Raw genomic sequence first — 18,862 nt, 5'->3', positions numbered from 1 at the left:
AAACTTAGCCTTAGCCATGTTAATCTTCCTCGTTTACGTCGAACACAATTCTGAGTAAAACCCAGCTCCGACATATCGTTTAAAAAAAATCAAACACCAAATACTTGAAAAGCAGACTAAATAGCCTGCTTTTGAAATATTTTTGCAACCACGTTGCCAAACTGTAATCTGGAGCTCTTATCGAGATTTGAACTCGAGACCTCTCCCTTACCAAGGGAGTGCTCTACCACTGAGCTATAAGAGCAAATATTAGCACTTCAAACAATGGAGCGGGAGACGAGGATCGAACTCGCGACATGCAGCTTGGAAGGCTGCCGCTCTACCAACTGAGCTACTCCCGCACGATGTTGGTACTTACCACTTTGAAGTCTTAAAATTGGTGGTGAGGGAAGGATTCGAACCTTCGAAACTTTCGTAGCGGAGTTACAGTCCGCCCCCTTTGACCGCTCGGGAACCTCACCATTTTTACACTTACATCAGTGTCGTTCTTTACTTCGCACTCCAAACTCTCTAAGATGGTGCCGGCACACGGATTCGAACTGTGGACCTACTGATTACAAGTCAGTTGCTCTACCAACTGAGCTATGCCGGCGTTTCTTAGTGTTTCGTACGTTTCGTATCGGAACGGTGTGCAGTTTAGCAAAACTCAGAATCCATGCAAGTGTTTTTTTCAAAAAAAACGCCAAAAACTCACAAAATCAATCCGTTTGATGATAATTCAACCGCTTTGATCACTGCGCGAGCTTTTATTTGGGTTTCATTCCATTCTGACTCAGGATTTGAGTCCGCAACCAGCCCTGCTCCGGCCTGAACATAGACCTTATTTTCACGAATCACGCAGGTACGAATCGCGATCGACATGTCCATTTCGCCATGCCAGCCTAAATAACCAACAGCGCCGCCAAAAATTCCGCGTTTCACTGGCTCAACTTCGTCAATAATTTCCATAGCACGGATTTTTGGTGCACCAGAAAGTGTTCCAGCCGGGAAAGTTGCCTTAAAAACATCCAGCGCATCCACATCATCCCGCACTTCACCTTGTACATTCGACACAATGTGCATCACATGCGAGTAACGTTCGATCACCATTTGATCAGTGACTTGCACTTTACCGATTTTGGATACTCGACCGACATCATTTCGGCCTAAGTCAATCAGCATTAAGTGCTCAGCAATTTCTTTTTCATCAGAAAGCAGATCTTTTTCCAGTGCCAGATCTTCTTCTTTGGTTTTGCCGCGTGGACGCGTACCCGCCAGTGGACGTACGGTGGCAATGCCATTTTCCAGACGAGAAAGAATTTCCGGTGAAGAACCCACAATATGGAACGGCGTATTGTTTTCCAAGGTCTGCCCTTGTACCAAGAACAGATAAGGTGATGGATTAAGGTGCCGTAATGCACGATAGACCTGTAAAGGCTCACCATCGAAATCAGAAACCATACGATGACCTGGCACCACCTGCATCACATCTCCGGCACGAATGTACTCTTTTACCTTTTCAATAGAGGCAATAAAGTTGTCATGTCCAGTTAAAGACTCAAAATGCGGTGCTGTATGTTTTTCTGCTTTCAGGCTTACCGGTGTCGCCAGAATATTTTCCAGCTCATCCAGCTGCTGCTGTGCTTTATCATAAGCTGCCGGATCAGCTGCATCGGCATGCACAATCAAGAACAGGGTATCTTTCAGGTTATCAAATACGATGACCGTTTTGGACAGCATCATCCAGATATCTGGCAAGCCTACAGGATCGGCTTCAGGCACATTTTTCAGCTTAGGCTCAATATAACGTACTGAGTCATAACCAAAATAACCGACAAGCCCCCCGGTAAAGCTAGGTAAGGCCGGAAGTTCTGCCTGAGTCGGTACTTTAAACTGTGCCTGAAAGTCACGGATATACTGGAATGGATCGGCACAGTGCTGTTTTTCAATAGAGCCATCTGGATGCTGAACAGTGAGTTCACCCGCATTACAGGAGAATACAGTCGATTCACCCAGACCGATAATTGAATAGCGCGCCCAGTTTTCTCCCCCTTCCACAGATTCGAACAGATAAGCCTGTTGGTGCTGTTTTAGACGGGCAAAGATAGATAAAGGAGTATCAGTATCAGCCAGGCGCTGGCGGTATACAGGAATCAGGTTGTAGCCTTGAGATGCAAGTTGCTGGAATTGAGCTGAAGTTGTCATTCGGTTTTTCTCTTTAAATTAGGGTTACTCAGTATGGAAATGGAATTGGACTGAGCGACGCCATCGAAAAACCTTACAACTATTCATCTTATTTCCTTCGTACCCTATTTAAGCAAGCAACTCACGTAGATCATCAACAATTTCTTGAGGATCACAGTCTGCTATATTTTCACCATGATTATAGCCATAGCTGACTACAATACAATCTATACCCGCACGGCGCGCAGCTTCAATGTCATTGACCGAATCACCAATCATCAGCACCTGATCTTTGGTCACACCATAATGTTCCACACAATGCAACAACTGATGCGGATCTGGCTTACGCTCGGCAAAGCGATCACCACCAATGGTGTCATCAAAGTATTTCGCCATTTCCAGAATATCCAGAATACTGCGTGCCGGTTCTTCTGGTTTATTGGTCACACAGATCAGTTTTTTATCGTTAGCCTTACCCCATTCCAGAAACTCGATAATTCCGTCAAATGGCTTGGTATCTATACAAGGATCGGCATTATAAATTTCCAGGAACGTCGTAAGTAATTCCTGATGTTGGGCAGGTAGTACTTCTCCCACCAGATGCTGGAGTACGCTTTCACAGAACTTGGACGTTCCTTTACCGATCCACACCCGTACCTGCTCCTCAGTCACCAGGGGTAGCTGCAAGACATTCAGGCTCATATTCATGGCCCGATACAAATCATGGGCTGAATCCACCAAGGTGCCATCCAGATCGAATAAAATCAGCTTACGTTGTTCCAGTTGTGCAATTGACATCCTGACCCTCATTTTCTTTATTTGCAGCCATAAAAAAGGCATGCGTGATGCATGCCTCGATTGTAACCAATCATGGACTTATTTAAACAACACCCAAGCGATAATCGCCAAAATAATCAGAACGATTAGTGAAATCAGTCCAATAGATGCATTTTTCTGTGCTTCTTTTTCCTGCTCTACACGAGAAACAGGCTGTTCCACCGGAATTGGTGCGGGTTCTGGCTTAACCGAGCTCAGGTCTACACCCTCAGCAATTGGTGCAGGTTTTGGAATACCAACATTGGTCGGCATACCATCACGGGTCAAGTTGACTGAAGCATCACGCTCTCTCAATTCTGGAATACCCTGATCATTCATCTGCTGGGCAGGGGTTTTCTCGACCGTTTCGATTTCTTCAACCACTTGCTCTGCTGTTTCTTCAACTTCTGGCGCAACCTCAACAGGTGCTACAGGTTCAAGAACCAGAAATTTCAAGCTGGCAAACTGGACTACATCGTCCTGTTTTAATCGCGTTTCCTGCTCAATACGCAGGTCATTTACGAAAGTACCGTTAGATGAGCCTAGATCCTGTACCCACAGGGCATCGTCTTTTAGCAGAAAAGCAGCATGCTTACGCGAGATTTCCGCAGCCTGCAGCACAATATCAGCCGCCTGGTGACGCCCCACCAGCATGTCACGGTCAATCGCTATTTCCTGTCCGGTCAAATCATCGGTAATTGCCTGTATTTTCCAAGTCATGAAATCTACTTCTCTATTCTCTTTGACATTATCATAACATGCTGTATGCAAATGCGAATGGTCTAGCTTTTGGGTCTAAGTGTGGTTGTTGTAACGGTATTTCTACTTTTTTCAACCTGCTGGACGGGCTGCACCACTTGTCGCTGAATCCCTGGCTCAATTGCCACCGGTGTAGCAACTGCTACGGCTGATCGCGTTGACGCTGGCGCACTCGGAACATTCTGGTAGGACGAATTCGTCAGTGGTGTCTTAGAAACTGGAATACGCTGCTGATACACATCTTCAACACTTTCCGGCAACTTGGCAAAATTACCGTCTGAATCGAGTGCCAATTGCAGGCTATAGAGTTGACCATAACGTTGCTGCGTCAGTTTACGCACTTCATTTCTATCACCCACAATCGTTGGGTGGATAAAGATCAACAGGTTTCGTTTCTGATTAGACTTACCTTCTGAGCGGAATAAACGTCCCACACCAGGAATTGCTCCCAGACCTGGCACAGCCTGACGTCCATAACTGGTATTGTCCGAAATCAAGCCACCTAATACGATCGTTTGTCCATGTTCTGCCAGAATCGAGGTTTTAATCGCACGTTTGCTGGTGACCAGATCCTGCGCTTGGCCTTTATTGGCTTTTACATCTGAGACTTCCTGCTCAACTTCCAGACGCACAGTACCATCTTCACCAATGTGCGGTACGACTTTCAAAGTGACCCCGACATCTTTACGCTCAATGGTGGTATAAGGATTGGCAACACCTGAGCCTCCAGTTGCAACAGAACCTGTCACAAACGGCACGTTTTCACCGACAACGATATAGGCTTCCTCATTATCCATGGTCACAATCGACGGCGTAGATAACAGGTTAGACTTGGTGGTTTCTTTCAACGCCTGAATCATCGCGCCGTATAAACGACGTGAACCATCACTGCCTTCACGGTAATCACCAATCACCAGTGAACTGCCTGCACCGACATTACTCGCCGCACCTGCACCACCGCCAGTCAGATAACCTGCTGCAATATTTTTCAGACTAGTGCCAAAATTATCAAAATTGATCAGACCAATTCCGCTGCTGATATCACCTAAGGCCCATTGCACACCCAGCTGATCTGCATCTGTCCCTTCTACTTCAATAATTGCAGCTTCAATCAGAACCTGTTGACGGCGCACATCCAGCTGATCAATCGCAGATTCGATTTCACGCATCAGTTGCGGGTCAGCCTTGACCACCAATGAATTTTGCGTGGCATCCGCAATAATGCTGACGCCGTTGGCATTAAAGCTGCTGATCCCGCCCTGCTCGGTTTTCATGCCGGTATTTAACTGAATATTGGATGCGGTTGAGCTGTTTGAGTTGGTAGTACTGTTATTATTCAGGTTATTAGTCGAATTATATGAAGACGAACTAGAAGAGGAATTATCCAAACCAGTATTGACTGCTTGCCCTGTCACTAACCCCTGCAAAATTTCCGAAAGATTCTTGGCACTGGCATATTTCAAACGAAAGACTTTTAAACCACCCAGACGGTCTGCTGCAGGTACATCCAGCGTTTCAATAATCTGACGAATACGCTTACGTGTCGCTGGATCCCCTTTAATCAGAATCCGGTTGGTACGCACATCTGCCATGACCCGCACCCGTGAACCACGCAAATCTTTAGCTGCACCTGTTGCTGCCATAGAGTCAATCAGCTCGATCATTTCTTCGGCCTGACTGGATTGTAGGCTAATGGCTTCAATATCGTTCTGGCCTGTGCCATCCAGATTACGGATGATGGTTTCCAGCTGATAGATATTAGTGGCTCGGTCCGACACAATTAGTGCATTGGTGCCCGGAACGGCAGCCAGATGGGCAAACTGTGGCATTAACGGACGCAGGGCTGGAATCAGGTCATTCGGATTGGTATTTTCCAGCCAGATCACGCGAGTGACAATCTGGTCACCAGTCGCACGATGACGTGCATCATAGGGAATCCCGGAGCTTTTGACATTGCTATCTGGAACCAGCTTGATGGTATTTCCTGAAGGGATGGCCACTACACCATTGACATTCAAGACCCCTAAAAACAGGTCATAAACTTCATTTTTATTCAGTGGCTTGTTGGAAATGACCGTGACATTGCCTCGAACCCGTGGATCTACCGCAAAATTTTTACCAGTAATATCCGCCACTTCATTAATGAAGGCGGTTAAGTCTGCATCCCGGAGATTGATTTTCCAGGTTTGCGCATAACTTGCCGTACTGACCATAGCAACCAATGGTGCGGCCACACAGAATGCCCATGCTGATCGATTATTATTAAATAAAGCCATAAACTTTTGTGTTTCCTAACCCTATGCGTGATGACACATCACTTCAAATCCTGTTGTATGGTCATCACCTGATCACCACGTTTTATTTCGAGTTTGACCTGACCTTCACGTCGAGCCTGTTCCAGTAACTGTGCTTCGGTTTGTCCCTGCGACAGAGTCTGACCATTCAAAGACAAAATCCGGTCTCCCGGTCTTAATCCCAAGCGATTACGCAGTGCAGCCGGTGTTCGTGAAGTGACTTCATAACCACCATCTGCTGCACTTACCCCCATATTCTGTAAGTACTGGTCCTTATTTTCCTGCATCTGCTGGATGGCCCGATTGATTTCACTCTGTGGTGAAGGTTGCTCAGGCATACCACTTTCCGTATGCATCGGAGGCATCGGATTTGAAGATGCTGAGGTATCCGGCACGATTGGCTGGTTTAAACCATTTTCCAACCCTTTAAACAGGATTTCTTGGGTCGCACCGCTTGATTTACGCAAAATCACCCGGTCCCAATACACTTCAGCCAGCGTAAAACCGCTATTCCCCAATACTTCTCCGACCCGATAACGGTCAGACTGGTCATTAATTTTCAAGACTGCTGAAGAGTTATAGCTTGGGCTCGCCACCACAACCCCCTGCAAGACAATATTGGCAGTTTCAGCAGTGTTCGCTGCGTAAGTATTTTCCTGAAATAGTGAAAAGGCACTTATATTTGGCACTTGAGCCTGTTGTGACCCTAGTTCTACCTGATCAATCTGCATCGCTTGTGGCGGAGCCACCAGAAGCCAGAATAAGGCGGCCAATTTCCAGCATAAATACAGAATTAACAGGAATAATAAAATCGGAGTAACACGCTCCGTCTGTTTCAGATCAATATTTTTAAAATAATCGAGTGGGCTTGCCATTAGTTGAAGCCCCCCATCAAAGGCTGACGGGTACTAATCACATAAGTATCCAGTCCAGCTTTACCGGTATAAGAAGGAGCATTGAGTAAAAAGCGCTGTGTCAGCTGAATATCCAGCATCAGGCTTGGATCCAGTTTAATATTCAACATACGTTGATCACGATTGTCGCGTACATCCAGCAGCAGCTGCCCATTCTCATCGGATAACTGACCACTCAGAACCGGTACATTCATACGCTCCTGACGCTGGGCAAATGTATAAATCAGCTCACCACCGCTCCATTGCATCTGACCGTCTACATGACTAAAGCCTTGCTCTTTTTTATATTTAAAATCGAGTTCTTTAAACTGAATCGGGTTGGTAGGCCATTGCCAGTCAGCAATCTTCTTTAAAGTTTCAGGTGCAAGCTGTCCCTCAAGATTTTTAACGGTTAAAGTTTTATTCAAGCCATAGCCCATCACACCCGAAAACTGGGTATTACCGCTATGCAGATCAATATTTGCCCCTAATCTCAGCAACAACAGGTCCAAAGGACGAACCTGCCAGTTCAGACTTCCCCGAAGATTACCTTTTTTCCAGTCCGCACTTCCCTGCCAGATATTCCCGCTTACATTATGTAAGACCTGATTATTTTTATAAAATTTTGAAATTAACCAAGCTGCAGGAACTTGCAGAATTACAAAGACAAAAAAGGCTAGAATTGCAAATATCAACCATTTTAATGTTTTCGGCTTATTGCTCATCCCGCCACGACCAACCTATCCAATCGAAACCCCTAAATTTATAGTTTTGTCATTTTATAATCACATTATGCACACTTTTTCTCTGACGCCAATTCATAGGCATAAAAAAACCAAGCAGGATGTGCTTGGCTGATCAATCATAGGCCGTATGCATAACAGCCTGATGATGAATAATGCGGCAGAAGGATTAGATCACGAAATCTTCCAGTTTTGCGCCTTTCTCTAATTCAGCAACTAACCAGCGTGGCTGTTTACCGCGACCAGTCCAGGTGTCTTCCGGATTGCTTTTACTGCGATAACGTGGCTCTACAGACTTACGTGCAGTTTTTTTACGTTTAGAAGCACCAAATTCAAGAAGCTGTTCAATTGTTAAGCCTACTTTGTCGGCAATATCCAATACCTGATGATAAGCATCTTCAATTTCCTGATCTTTTTTCAAAGCAATTAAAGACTCAGCTTCTGCTTGTAAACGTTTTAACTCTTCAACTGATAAATTTGTAATGTCTGGCATCATGTTCTCCAATAAATAGCATTATTTCTTTTAATAAATAACGAACCCATCATATTTATATTAAGTGTAATATTCAATATAAAATTTTAAATGTACAACAATAAACTTAAGGGCCATTACAAAATTAATCATTAAATTAGAGATGAAACTCAATATTAAATTTCATGTTGTACAGTTAATTCCAGCGATTTTATTTTTTCCCGAATATGTTCAGGTATTTCAGTTTTCTGCATATTTTTATTTAAACATACAATTACTGCTTCTGAAGTGGCCACGATACTTTGCTGCTGTTCACTCCATAATAAATAATGCATTCTGACTGCACTATTCCGAATTTCATCAATTCGTGCCGCCACTTTTAATTGATCTGGATAAACCACAGGTTTTAAATAACGGCATTGATTTGAAGCCACTACTGTTAAAATATCTTCATCAAAAATATTTAATTTACCCAAATAAGCCAAACGGGCACTTTCTATATAACGGTAATACATGGCATTATTAACATGCCCAAACGCATCCATGTCTCCCCATGCAACAGTTTGCGAATAAATCACCGGATATTGTTGTAATTCTGACATTATTTCCTCAAATTCTGATTTCAATAAAATTAACATTCGATTCAAATACGGCATTTAACTGCTGTATTAAATCCTCTCTTCCCTGCAATACAGATTTAATTCTCAAATAGCTCATGCGGATGTCATCTGGATAGAGATCCAGCAATTGCTGAGCTTCTTCTACCCGGCCAGTCGCCTGTAGAATATGCCATTTGGCAAAACTTAATATTGGCAGTGCAGTATATTTTGCATCCCAAACTGAGATCTGCTGCTCAATATCTGCATAATCTGGAAACTGCTTTAATAACTGCTGCTGGAACCATAAATAAAATACATCCTGATTAAATTGGAGTTCCAGTAAATGTTTAGCAAGGCTTTCATGCTCAACGCTCATTTCCGGCATTCTAAATAATAGTTTCAACCATAATAGCTTAACTTCATAGTCACGGTTAAATATGTCCTGTTTTAAATCCAGATAACGTTGTTTTAAATATTCCAAATCATCTTCAGTAGCCTGGTCATAAGCTATTAATAATTGCTGCAGCCATATTTTTTTTACTTCTTGGTCTAAATGCCCATATTTGGTTGAACGTAAATATAACCAGGGAAACTGTAAGGCAAATTGCCCCCATAAAGCATTTAAACGCTGCTCATAAGCGGTTTTGACCCGTCTTAACCAGGGAGATAACTCATGCTGATTTAAAAATTCTAAATGCGTTAATGCCTGCTGACCATCCTGCTGCGATAAATAGATTTCAATCCGCTGTAATTCTGCCAGTTCAAATGCCATAGGATTAGACTGATTTAAACTACTCAATGCTTCGCTATATTGTTGCTGTCCCCAGGATAATCGGGCATCAATAATATACTTGAGCAATCCCGACTGATTAAAAGACTGCTGGATAAAATCCCGTTGATCTTGTGCAGCATTTAATAACCAAACTACGGCTAACTGCTCATAAGGATGTAGGCGTGCAAAGCTGAATACCGTTTCATGTTTACGCTGTTTAAAGCTGAGATAACGCTTGGTCGCATACCACAGCATATGCATCATGAAGCTGATTACGATAAGCAAGCCCACCAGAAACCAGAAAGTGGTCTGGATCTGTAGTTCGCGCCAATACAGATAGACATAGCCCGCACCATAACCATAGCTCAGTACACTCAAGATCGCTAAGCCCAGCAAACCAACCAGTAAATAAGCAAGTAAAATCTGTTTCATAAGCAATTAACCGATCAGGGTACGCGTATTGAGCTGAGGAGTAGGCGTTTGAGGTGCTGCCTTAATTTGCTCCAGCCGTTGAATCCATTGTTTGCTTTGCGCATCCGGAAGTTGAGCCAATACCTCGATCACACTTTTCAGGGCTTGCTGGAAAGCTACCTGCTGTCCTTGCTGCACACTATTTTCTGCAATCAGTAAACGCAGCTGAGCTTCTTTTAAGACCAGATTACGCTGCATTAAGACTGCACTCGGTTTCTCGACTGATTCAATCTGAATCCAGCGCTGCCAAAATGAGCTTTGGGCTGTAGCGCGGTGCTGATGCTGCACCTGAATTTCCTTTTCCATTTCAATATCAATCTGTTGCAGTAATTCTTTTAATTTATTCTGTTGTACTAAACGATTGTTGATGAACTGCTTAAGGACTTCCCGATCCTTGTCAATCGCCTGATTCAGGCTACCCAAAAGAGTAGGTGCCAGTTCTAGATGTGCAAGCTGATTGGATAATTGATTCAACTTTTCCATCGCCATTGCATATTGTTGCTGCTGCAAGGCAAACTCAACCAGATCCAGATATTGCTCGACCAAAGGCAGATCATCCTGCAAATCAGCCCTAGGAGTATCCTGAACTGTCCCCTTGTTCGGTGTTTCAGGGCTTAACGCTTGGCCCGTAGCAACTTGACGTTTTAAGGCCACCATCTGATCATTCAGATTGGCATTCTGCTGTTGCAGTTGCTTCAAATTCTGGGTCAATTCAGTCTGTGCTGAATTTAAGCCAAACAGGTCATAGCTCAGCTTGGCAATCCACGCCAAGCTCAAGATGAAAAAAACAATAAATAATTTTTTCATGCGTTTCCTAGTACATCAGTAGCTGCTGCAAAATCGTCGATCCGCTTAAGTCCTCTAACTGAGCGAATTGAAAACCAGCCTGATGTTGCTGTTGATATTCCCCAAGCATGGCAGCCAAACGCGGCCCCAAAACCAAATACAATGCCCGATTAATGAGATGCGGATACGGCTGCATCAAGGCTAGCCAGTTAAGCCAGCTCGCTTCACTGCTGACCAAGACTGCATAACGGGGATTAGCTTCAAGGCTCGTCAAATGTTTAACTAATATCTCGGAAGTCACTGGCGGACACTGACGATCATATAAAATGAAATTCAATATATGAATTTGCTGATCCTTTAAATGCTGCATCATAAATTGACGCCCACCTTCACCTCGCCAAAAGGCGACAGTTGATCCGGTAGCTAATTGCTGTAGCACAGGCAATTGCAGCATCCCTTCCGAAGTCTCCACATCAGGCACATAACTCTGGATACCGTAGCTTGCTAAAGCCCGCTCGGTAGCTTTACCCACAGCGACCCACTGGACACTTCCAAGATCATGCAATGATAGGCCTGCCTGCTGCAAATATTGCATGCCAATTTGGGCAGCGGTCGGACTCACTACGACAATCAGTTTTGCTTGGGGTAGCTGCCTAAATAAACTGGCTAGCTCATCCGTATAAGGCTGCTGTACCAGTTCTAGCAAGGGCAACTCTATCACCGGAATTTGCGCTGTCTGTAGAGCTTGCGTTAAATTTGCAGCACGATCACTCGGACGGGTATTAATGAACAACATTATTTTGAATAAAGGGCTTTCAGTAACTCGCCTGCACCCTGATCTAGTAGATCTTTGGCCAGCTGCACGCCCAATTGCTCTGCATCTGCCATGGTTCCACTTTGCTGTGCGCGTAGCAAAGTTGCGCCATCTACGCTACCGACCCGGCCTTCAATCGAAATGACACCTTCATTTAAAGTGGCATAGCCTGCGATTGGCACCTGACAGCCACCTTCCAGATAGGCATTAAAGGCACGTTCGGCACGGACACAGGCATCAGTTTCTACATGTAACAGAGGCTGGATTAAATCTAATACCGCTTGATCTCCACTCCGGCATTCCAGGCCCAGTGCACCCTGTCCTACTGCGGGTAAACTTACTTCAGGCACAATACTATGACGAATACGATCTGCAAGGCCCAAGCGTTTTAAACCGGCACTGGCCAGGATGATTGCATCATACTGACCTGCATCCAGTTTGGATAAGCGTGTACCAACATTACCGCGTAAATCGATAATCTCAAGGTCCGGACGCTGTTTTAAAATCTGGGTTTTACGGCGCAAGCTGGAAGTTCCAACTTTGGCACCTTGAGGCAATTCGTCAAAACTGGCATAAGTATTTGAGACAAAAGCATCCAGTGGATCTTCACGTTCACAGATGACTGCCAAAGATAAGCCTTCAGGCAAAGCCATTGGCACATCTTTCATTGAATGGACTGCCAGATCAGCACGACCATCTAGTAAGGCTGCTTCTAATTCTTTTACAAATAAGCCCTTACCGCCAATTTTAGCCAATGGCGTATCAAGAATTTTATCACCCTGTGTAACAAAAGTGACTAACTCGACCTGAAGTCCAGCATGCAGGTCCTGTAAGCGTGCACGGATATGTTCCGCCTGCCAGAGCGCAAGTGGACTTTGTCGAGTAGCAATTTTTAGGGTCTTCATAAATTTCAATAAACAGTCAATGAGAACAATAGTCTAAACTTAACCTGCTCACTTGAAAATGCAAGCGAATTTATACAAGTTTCAATACTGGTCCAGACGAACTCATTGATCCGTTTAGAGTTTCTGAATCCGTTCCCGCAAGAATGGCAAATGACGCCGGCTGACCGCCAGACGCTCTTCCAGTTCACGACAACGCACCTGATACTGGCCGGAACTCACCACTTCCAAGCCTTCCAGATAGTGAACCGAAACCAGTGCATTACGGTGAATCCTGATGAACTGATGTCCAAACTCCTGTTCCAACTCCTTCAGGGTTTCATCAATCAGGACACTGCCGTTTTTATGGCGTACGGTCACATATTTTTGATCCGCCAGAAAATAATAGATATTTTCAACTGGCACCAATTCGACCCCGCGATAGGTCTTTGCCGCAATTTGATGGCGGCTGATATTGATTTCTTCCATATTTTCTTTTTGTTTTAGTTGGCTCATTTGAGCTTGGGTAAGTTTAATTAGATGCTCTAAAACCTGTGCCAATTCCTGTTGCATCACCGGTTTAAGCAGGTAGCCGTCTGCATTAGACTTGAATGCATCCAGCGCGTGTTGGTCATAGGCCGTACAAAAGACAATAGCCGGCATCGGGTCGAGCTGACGCAAATGCTGCGCACAGGTCAAACCATCCATTTCAGGCATTTGAATATCTAATAAGATGACATCAGGTTCATGCTGGTGAGCCAGATCAATTGCTTGACGACCATGCGTAGCTGTTGCAACCACATCATGCCCCAGTTGAGAGACTAAACGTGATAGTCGCACGACAGCCAAAGGCTCATCGTCACAAATCAGGACGTCCATTTCTCCTCCTTAATCCAGTCAACATTATTCATTTGATTATAAGTTAACTGTGATTTCCTTGATTTCTTTTTATTTATAGCGATATTGCACAACCGTGGTAAACACCCCTCCACCGGCGAAAGTTTGAAACGTCATCGTAGGTCCGTAATAAGCTTCCAGACGCTGTCTGACATTTTCAATTGCAATACCATGTCCCTTTTTTAATGTTTTATTATCCTGCGTATAGGGGTTTGTTATGATGATATTAATTTGATTTTGCAAGATTTCAATCAATATGCTTATGGTACTCTTTGTCAAAATTTTTTCAACTCCATGGAAAATACTATTTTCCACTAGGGGTTGTAAAGTCAATAATGGAATTTGGACTTGTGAGTATAAGTCTTTGTTTTCTAATTTCCATTCGACCTGTAAACGCTCTCCCAGACGAATCTGTTCAATCTCCAGATAGCGCTGGCAGAGTTCAATTTCTTCCTGCAACTTGACCAGTTTCAATTCCTGAAAACTGGCCCGAAATAAACGGGACAAATTCAGCAACATTTGTTCGGCTTTGTCCGGGTCAATACTGATCAGGCTAATCACGCTATTGAGACTATTAAACAGAAAATGCGGATGAATCCTGGCCTGCATGGCCTGAATCCGTGCATGTAATTCACTGTGCTGCTGCTGCGCCCATTGTTCACGCAAATACAGATAGCGAAAACAGAACATGCCTAACAGGATACCAAAACTCAGATGTAGGCCGACCTGATCCAGTGCGACTGCCAGACTCAGTCCCTGAAAATTCAAATTGCTGCCAAAATAAGTCAGCACATTCAGACTGGTCGTAGTTACCAAAACAATCGCCTGTAATAGCAAAAATCCGCAGATTAATGCCAGCTTAATCCCCATGCGCTGAAAGTGCTGATGAAAAAGCTCGACTAGCGCTGCAAAACATAACAGTATCCAGTTGATATACAGCATATATTGAAGCAGATCTGCCAGATTGAGTGCCTGCCAGGACTGTGCTTTTGCCAAGGCTAAGACCATGGCCAGCACATTGCCGCCAATAAACATTTCCAGCAAATAGTGCAGCTTGCCGATCTGGCTAAAAAAATAAGAGCTTTGCACTGATCCGGTCGGAGATGTAAAAGATTGATCGACTTGGACTTCGGCAACGGGCTTTGAATTTGTTATACTCTTTTTCGTTCTACTGCTTTTAATCTGATTGAGCCGACATGACCACATCTTCTAATTCCTCAAATCCATCACAAGCCCAGACTTCGGGTATGTGGGGCGGTCGTTTCTCTGAAGCGACTGATGCTTTTGTTGCTGAATTTACAGCATCTGTTCAATTTGACCAACGTTTTTATAAACAAGACATTGCAGGCTCGATTGCACATGCAACCATGCTGGCAAAAGTTGGCGTACTGACCGAACAGGAACGTGATGACATTATCGAAGGTCTGACTGCCATTAAAGCAGATATTGAAGCAGGTAACTTCGAATGGCGCATTGACCTTGAAGATGTGCATATGAACATTGAGTCGCGCCTGACTCAGCGTATCGGCATCACCGGTAAAAAATTGCATACGGGCCGTAGCCGTAATGACCAGGTTGCCACAGATATCCGTCTGTATGTCCGTGATGAAATTGATGCCATCCTGGAATTACTGAAAAAATTGCAAAAAGGCATCCTGGGTCTGGCAGCTAAAAACACCAATACCATCATGCCAGGTTTTACCCATCTGCAAACTGCACAGCCAGTGACTTTTGGTCATCACTTAATGGCTTGGTTTGAAATGCTGGTACGTGACTCTGAGCGTCTGATTGATTGCCGTAAACGTGTTAACCGTATGCCACTCGGTTCTGCTGCTCTAGCAGGTACGACTTACCCGATTGACCGTGCTTATACCGCTGAGCTTCTAGGTTTTGAAGCTGTAGCTGAAAACTCACTTGATGCTGTTTCTGACCGTGATTTCGGTATTGAATTCAATGCTGCGGCATCTTTAATTATGATGCACCTGTCACGTATGTCTGAAGAAATGATCCTATGGACATCGGCTCAGTTCAAGTTCGTAAATATTCCAGACCGTTTCTGTACTGGTTCTTCGATCATGCCACAGAAGAAAAACCCAGATGTACCTGAACTGATCCGTGGTAAAACCGGCCGTGTATATGGTGATCTGATGAGCTTGTTGACCCTAATGAAAGGTCAACCGCTTGCTTACAACAAAGATAACCAGGAAGACAAAGAACCATTATTTGATGCGATCGATACGGTTCGTGGTTCATTAATGGCATTTGCGGATATGATTCCTGCGCTTGTACCAAACATCGAAATTATGCGTGAAGCAGCACTTCGTGGCTTCTCAACGGCCACTGACCTGGCAGATTATCTGGTAAAAAATGGCGTAGCATTCCGTGATGCACACGAAATTGTGGGTAAAGCGGTAGCTCTGGGTGTACAGGAAGGTAAAGACCTGTCTGAACTGACACTTGAGCAACTGCAACAGTTCTCTGATCTGATTCAGGCAGATGTATTCGAAAAAGCCCTGACCTTAGAAGCATCTGTGAATGCACGTAATCACATCGGTGGTACTGCACCTGCACAGGTTGAAGCTGCGATCGAACGTGCGCATGCTCGCCTAGAGAAACTTTACGCTTAATTGCTTTCGCTTTAAATTGGAGTATTGATATGTCTCGACAAGTTTTTTGCCGTAAGTATCAACAAGAAATGGAAGGTTTAGACTTTGCACCATTCCCGGGTGCAAAGGGTCAGGAACTGTTTGATACGATATCTAAACAGGCTTGGCAAGAATGGCTGAAACACCAGACCACGCTGATCAATGAAAAGCGTTTAAACGTGTTTGAACCGGATGCGAAAAAGTTCCTTGAAGAGCAACGCGAGAAGTTCTTTAACAATGATGAATCATTGGAAAAAGCTGAAGGTCTAAAGCCTGAAGAAAAATAAGGCGCTGCCTTATTTTTCTTCAAGACAAGCACCGAAGGTGCGCGTAGGTCAACATTTGAAAAGCTCCATAAACGGGGCTTTTCTTATATCAAAAGCACTGCTCCGCCACGCCGCAAGACAAGCAGCTATGCTGCGCGTAGGCTTTAAAAAGAATCTCCGTTATGGGAGATTCTTTTTTATGTACTGCTCTAAAAATTACTCAAGACAAGCGAAGCGCGTAGTTTCAAATGTCAAAAAAGAGCCTGACAAGGCTCTTTTTTTTATGAATACTGCAAGAGCTAAACTGCGTTTTAACTAAGCAAGACAAGCGCATAATTTTACTTGTCAAAAAGGAAATCTATGAAAGATTCCCCTTTTAGTTTAAAGCCCTACTCTTTTTGTTTTTTACACAAGACAAGCAGCTATAAGTTCATAGAATAAAAAAACTCCTTACATGGAATTTTTTTTATCTAAGCTCAAGTTTTTCTCTTACGTAAATTAAGCGAAAGGTATCACTTCGAATGCTATAAAAAAGTAACCTATAAAAAGAATTCCCTTTTTAATTTGAAAATTACTTCTTCATCAGATCATGAGTTAAATACCTGACAAGAGACTCCTCGGATATTCTTTTTCTATAAATACTCTATTTCTCTTAAAAGCACTCTAAAAACTATTTTAACTTTCATGAAATCGAAAATTATTGACCTAAAAAACAGGCTCAAAACCTGTCATTTTCCTACCGTGTTTTTTAAATTTAAGCAGCCATTATCTTACTGAAAAGCAATCAGATTTGTATCAAAATAATCAATTGTAAATTCTGTATACATTGCTCTCACAAAACACAACATTCAGCTACAAGAAACCACATGATTTTGTGGAAGGTGCTCCCTATAATGACCAGCAAGAAGATGAGATATCTTTGAATAACTATAATAATAACTGAGAAATACCCCCGATTTCATCCCAGTTCTTCCCCCAAAGGCTGGGTATTTTTTTGCCTGTTATTTTTATATTCTCTATTTTTAGCTATAAAAAAAGCTCCTTCAAGGAGCTTTTATTGATTAAGGCTGTTTCAGATATGGCCAGGCTGCTTTTAGGTAAATAAACATCGACCATAAGGTCAGTACCACAGCTGTATATAGCAAAGCATAAGCCAGCATTTCTAGCGGTGGCCAGTTCAGCAGGAAAACCGTAATTGCGATCATCTGGAACGCGGTTTTGTATTTACCCACTGTCGACACCGCCACACTGGTACGCGCACCGAGTTCAGCCATCCATTCACGTAAAGCTGAAACTGTAATTTCCCGTGAAATAATCACAATCGCTGCAAAAGCCATCGAGATCGAAGGTTGCCATTGCACTAAGACAATAAGCGCAGCAGCGACCATCAACTTGTCTGCAACTGGATCCAAAAAACGACCAAAAGCAGACGTCTGATTCAGAGTACGCGCCAGATAACCATCAAACCAGTCAGTGACTGCAGCCACTACAAAAATTGTCGTTAAGATAATATGCCGCGTCACATCAGGACTGGTTTCATTAAATCCCATTGCCGGTGGCCAATATGCGACCAATAAAAAAACCGGAATCAGGATAATACGAGCCAAGGTCAAGATATTTGGAATATTCAGGATACGACCTGTAGTCATAGACACCGCCAATTGTTCCCCTCATGTACGATGAAAATGCACACTTTTTTCGAGGTTTAATCCATCATTAATACGCTTCACTTTATACGAATTGACTTGAAGTGTCACTAGGCAAACACCGTCACTGTCTGTCTGGCCATCGCAATCAGCCGATTTTCTACATCCCACAGATAGGCATGTTCTGTTGAATAACCGTCAGCCGCATGGTCGGTAATCACTTTATATTTAAACCAATCATGTAGCTGATGCTGCACTGGATGCACATAGGTTACAGTCCAGGTCAGGCTGCTCGCTGGGGCCAGTGTCTGAAACATCGGTAACACCCCAGGTGGCCAGATGTCAAAAATGGCCATCAGGTCAGCTAACTGAAATTCACGGTCAGAATGTTGATCTGGATGGAAACGGCACCAGCCTTCAAAATCAGGACGTACACTTGAACTGCAAGGCAGATTCAGGTCTGCCCATTTGAGTTCGAAATGATCAAAACACTCTGGTAGCTTGAACTGTGCAGGAATCTGGAACAGGGTTTCAGGAGAAGCATAATCCGAGGCCTGCATTTCCTGATGTACCTGAATGCTAGAATCGCGCGCTACGCCGAAACTGGCAATCAGAATGCTCTGAACAGCCTCATCCTGCCATAGACGCACTTCGATGGTAGTGACCGATTTGCCTTCACGCAGAATTTCCGCAGTCAGGCGTGCTTTACCTTCCTGTACCGGGCCAACAAAAGTCACACTGGTACTCAGCAGATGTTTAGCAGGATCATTGATCGTCACCACGGCTTTTTGCATCATGACTGCAGCCGCAAGTCCTCCGTAGATGGTTCTTCCTTGCCCCCAGCCTGTTGGCATTTCAATCCATTCTTGCTGCGCAATTTGTGCGTACAGTGCTTGCAACGACATATCGATCCTTCAACTTTGTCTGATGAACCGATATATTGCT

Annotated in this window: 19 protein-coding genes and 4 tRNA genes; 3 read left to right on the top strand and 20 right to left on the bottom strand. The window is 43.9% G+C overall.

Annotation, left to right across the window (positions count from 1 at the left end):
- Positions 1-169 precede the first annotated feature (169 nt).
- The 18 genes from G5T77_RS03395 to G5T77_RS03310 all read right to left on the bottom strand — a co-directional run bounded on the left by G5T77_RS03395 (position 170) and on the right by G5T77_RS03310 (position 14,566).
- Positions 170-244: transfer RNA gene (locus G5T77_RS03395), tRNA-Thr, on the bottom strand.
- Positions 245-265: 21 nt separating this feature from the next.
- A tRNA-Gly gene (locus G5T77_RS03390) sits at positions 266-341 on the bottom strand.
- Between the two features lie 36 nt (positions 342-377).
- A tRNA-Tyr gene (locus G5T77_RS03385) sits at positions 378-461 on the bottom strand.
- 55 nt (positions 462-516) lie between these two features.
- Positions 517-592, bottom strand: a tRNA-Thr gene (locus tag G5T77_RS03380).
- A gap of 98 nt (positions 593-690) precedes the next feature.
- Positions 691-2,184, bottom strand: coding sequence for an anthranilate synthase component I (trpE, locus tag G5T77_RS03375; protein WP_125279767.1), 1,494 nt, complete (start codon positions 2,182-2,184; stop codon positions 691-693).
- A 108-nt stretch (positions 2,185-2,292) separates the two neighbouring features.
- Positions 2,293-2,961: a phosphoglycolate phosphatase gene (gene gph, locus G5T77_RS03370; protein WP_166136781.1), complete on the bottom strand. Its 669-nt coding sequence runs from the start codon at positions 2,959-2,961 to the stop codon at positions 2,293-2,295.
- Positions 2,962-3,039: 78 nt separating this feature from the next.
- Positions 3,040-3,699 carry an FHA domain-containing protein gene (locus tag G5T77_RS03365; protein ID WP_166136784.1) on the bottom strand — a complete coding sequence of 220 codons (660 nt, stop codon included), beginning with the start codon at positions 3,697-3,699 and terminating at the stop codon, positions 3,040-3,042.
- 62 nt (positions 3,700-3,761) lie between these two features.
- On the bottom strand, positions 3,762-6,014 hold the full coding sequence (gene gspD, locus G5T77_RS03360) for a type II secretion system secretin GspD (protein ID WP_166136787.1): 2,253 nt from the start codon (positions 6,012-6,014) through the stop codon (positions 3,762-3,764).
- Between the two features lie 38 nt (positions 6,015-6,052).
- Positions 6,053-6,907 carry a type II secretion system protein N gene (locus G5T77_RS03355; RefSeq protein WP_166136790.1) on the bottom strand — a complete coding sequence of 285 codons (855 nt, stop codon included), beginning with the start codon at positions 6,905-6,907 and terminating at the stop codon, positions 6,053-6,055.
- Entirely contained in the window at positions 6,907-7,650 is a 744-nt protein-coding gene (gene gspN, locus G5T77_RS03350; RefSeq protein ID WP_004781653.1) for a type II secretion system protein N, read from the bottom strand. The genes G5T77_RS03355 and gspN overlap by 1 nt, the downstream gene beginning before the upstream one ends.
- 187 nt (positions 7,651-7,837) lie before the next feature.
- Entirely contained in the window at positions 7,838-8,164 is a 327-nt protein-coding gene (locus tag G5T77_RS03345) for an H-NS histone family protein (RefSeq protein WP_079281036.1), read from the bottom strand.
- A gap of 152 nt (positions 8,165-8,316) precedes the next feature.
- Positions 8,317-8,742 (bottom strand): thioesterase family protein, encoded by a 426-nt coding sequence (locus tag G5T77_RS03340; protein WP_004781650.1) that lies wholly within the window; start codon positions 8,740-8,742, stop codon positions 8,317-8,319.
- Positions 8,743-8,749: 7 nt separating this feature from the next.
- A complete protein-coding gene (locus tag G5T77_RS03335) occupies positions 8,750-9,943 on the bottom strand; it encodes a heme biosynthesis protein HemY (RefSeq protein WP_166136793.1) in 1,194 nt (397 codons plus the stop codon).
- Positions 9,944-9,949: 6 nt separating this feature from the next.
- Positions 9,950-10,789 carry a hypothetical protein gene (locus tag G5T77_RS03330; RefSeq protein ID WP_166136796.1) on the bottom strand — a complete coding sequence of 280 codons (840 nt, stop codon included), beginning with the start codon at positions 10,787-10,789 and terminating at the stop codon, positions 9,950-9,952.
- Positions 10,790-10,796: 7 nt separating this feature from the next.
- Positions 10,797-11,564, bottom strand: coding sequence for a uroporphyrinogen-III synthase (locus G5T77_RS03325; protein ID WP_166136799.1), 768 nt, complete (start codon positions 11,562-11,564; stop codon positions 10,797-10,799).
- Positions 11,564-12,487: a hydroxymethylbilane synthase gene (gene hemC, locus G5T77_RS03320; RefSeq protein WP_159123732.1), complete on the bottom strand. Its 924-nt coding sequence runs from the start codon at positions 12,485-12,487 to the stop codon at positions 11,564-11,566. The genes G5T77_RS03325 and hemC overlap by 1 nt, the downstream gene beginning before the upstream one ends.
- A gap of 114 nt (positions 12,488-12,601) precedes the next feature.
- Positions 12,602-13,342: a LytTR family DNA-binding domain-containing protein gene (locus G5T77_RS03315; protein WP_166136802.1), complete on the bottom strand. Its 741-nt coding sequence runs from the start codon at positions 13,340-13,342 to the stop codon at positions 12,602-12,604.
- Positions 13,343-13,411: 69 nt separating this feature from the next.
- Positions 13,412-14,566 (bottom strand): histidine kinase, encoded by a 1,155-nt coding sequence (locus G5T77_RS03310; RefSeq protein WP_159123731.1) that lies wholly within the window; start codon positions 14,564-14,566, stop codon positions 13,412-13,414.
- Between G5T77_RS03310 and argH the strand changes: the two genes are divergently transcribed.
- From argH to G5T77_RS03295, 3 genes are read left to right on the top strand one after another with little or no spacing between them, the layout of a single operon-like run.
- The gene (argH, locus tag G5T77_RS03305) at positions 14,557-15,987 is read left to right on the top strand and encodes an argininosuccinate lyase (RefSeq protein ID WP_051065353.1); all 1,431 of its coding nucleotides are present in this window, start codon (positions 14,557-14,559) and stop codon (positions 15,985-15,987) included. The genes G5T77_RS03310 and argH overlap by 10 nt on opposite strands.
- Positions 15,988-16,016: 29 nt before the next feature.
- Positions 16,017-16,292: an oxidative damage protection protein gene (locus G5T77_RS03300; RefSeq protein WP_004781637.1), complete on the top strand. Its 276-nt coding sequence runs from the start codon at positions 16,017-16,019 to the stop codon at positions 16,290-16,292.
- Positions 16,293-16,329: 37 nt separating this feature from the next.
- Complete coding sequence (locus G5T77_RS03295) at positions 16,330-16,590, top strand: hypothetical protein (protein ID WP_166136805.1); 261 nt, start codon at positions 16,330-16,332, stop codon at positions 16,588-16,590.
- A gap of 742 nt (positions 16,591-17,332) precedes the next feature.
- Here the strand turns inward: G5T77_RS03295 and pgsA are convergent.
- Complete coding sequence (pgsA, locus tag G5T77_RS03285) at positions 17,333-17,920, bottom strand: CDP-diacylglycerol--glycerol-3-phosphate 3-phosphatidyltransferase (protein ID WP_004781631.1); 588 nt, start codon at positions 17,918-17,920, stop codon at positions 17,333-17,335.
- Positions 17,921-18,027: 107 nt separating this feature from the next.
- Complete coding sequence (locus G5T77_RS03280; protein ID WP_166136808.1) at positions 18,028-18,822, bottom strand: thioesterase family protein; 795 nt, start codon at positions 18,820-18,822, stop codon at positions 18,028-18,030.
- Positions 18,823-18,862 lie beyond the last annotated feature (40 nt).

Source organism: Acinetobacter sp. GFQ9D191M (genome assembly GCF_011174875.1).
GTDB lineage: Bacteria > Pseudomonadota > Gammaproteobacteria > Pseudomonadales > Moraxellaceae > Acinetobacter.
Note: the sequence above shows the minus strand (reverse complement) of the source record. Positions and strands in the feature narration are given on the sequence as shown.

Coding starts and splice junctions, on each gene's coding strand:
- trpE (WP_125279767.1), bottom strand. CDS start 2,184: ATGACAACTTCAGCTCAATTCCAGCAACTTGCATCTCAAGGCTACAAC.
- gph (WP_166136781.1), bottom strand. CDS start 2,961: ATGTCAATTGCACAACTGGAACAACGTAAGCTGATTTTATTCGATCTG.
- G5T77_RS03365 (WP_166136784.1), bottom strand. CDS start 3,699: ATGACTTGGAAAATACAGGCAATTACCGATGATTTGACCGGACAGGAA.
- gspD (WP_166136787.1), bottom strand. CDS start 6,014: ATGGCTTTATTTAATAATAATCGATCAGCATGGGCATTCTGTGTGGCC.
- G5T77_RS03355 (WP_166136790.1), bottom strand. CDS start 6,907: ATGGCAAGCCCACTCGATTATTTTAAAAATATTGATCTGAAACAGACG.
- gspN (WP_004781653.1), bottom strand. CDS start 7,650: ATGAGCAATAAGCCGAAAACATTAAAATGGTTGATATTTGCAATTCTA.
- G5T77_RS03345 (WP_079281036.1), bottom strand. CDS start 8,164: ATGATGCCAGACATTACAAATTTATCAGTTGAAGAGTTAAAACGTTTA.
- G5T77_RS03340 (WP_004781650.1), bottom strand. CDS start 8,742: ATGTCAGAATTACAACAATATCCGGTGATTTATTCGCAAACTGTTGCA.
- G5T77_RS03335 (WP_166136793.1), bottom strand. CDS start 9,943: ATGAAACAGATTTTACTTGCTTATTTACTGGTTGGTTTGCTGGGCTTA.
- G5T77_RS03330 (WP_166136796.1), bottom strand. CDS start 10,789: ATGAAAAAATTATTTATTGTTTTTTTCATCTTGAGCTTGGCGTGGATT.
- G5T77_RS03325 (WP_166136799.1), bottom strand. CDS start 11,564: ATGTTGTTCATTAATACCCGTCCGAGTGATCGTGCTGCAAATTTAACG.
- hemC (WP_159123732.1), bottom strand. CDS start 12,487: ATGAAGACCCTAAAAATTGCTACTCGACAAAGTCCACTTGCGCTCTGG.
- G5T77_RS03315 (WP_166136802.1), bottom strand. CDS start 13,342: ATGGACGTCCTGATTTGTGACGATGAGCCTTTGGCTGTCGTGCGACTA.
- argH (WP_051065353.1), top strand. CDS start 14,557: ATGACCACATCTTCTAATTCCTCAAATCCATCACAAGCCCAGACTTCG.
- G5T77_RS03310 (WP_159123731.1), bottom strand. CDS start 14,566: ATGTGGTCATGTCGGCTCAATCAGATTAAAAGCAGTAGAACGAAAAAG.
- G5T77_RS03300 (WP_004781637.1), top strand. CDS start 16,017: ATGTCTCGACAAGTTTTTTGCCGTAAGTATCAACAAGAAATGGAAGGT.
- pgsA (WP_004781631.1), bottom strand. CDS start 17,920: ATGACTACAGGTCGTATCCTGAATATTCCAAATATCTTGACCTTGGCT.
- G5T77_RS03280 (WP_166136808.1), bottom strand. CDS start 18,822: ATGTCGTTGCAAGCACTGTACGCACAAATTGCGCAGCAAGAATGGATT.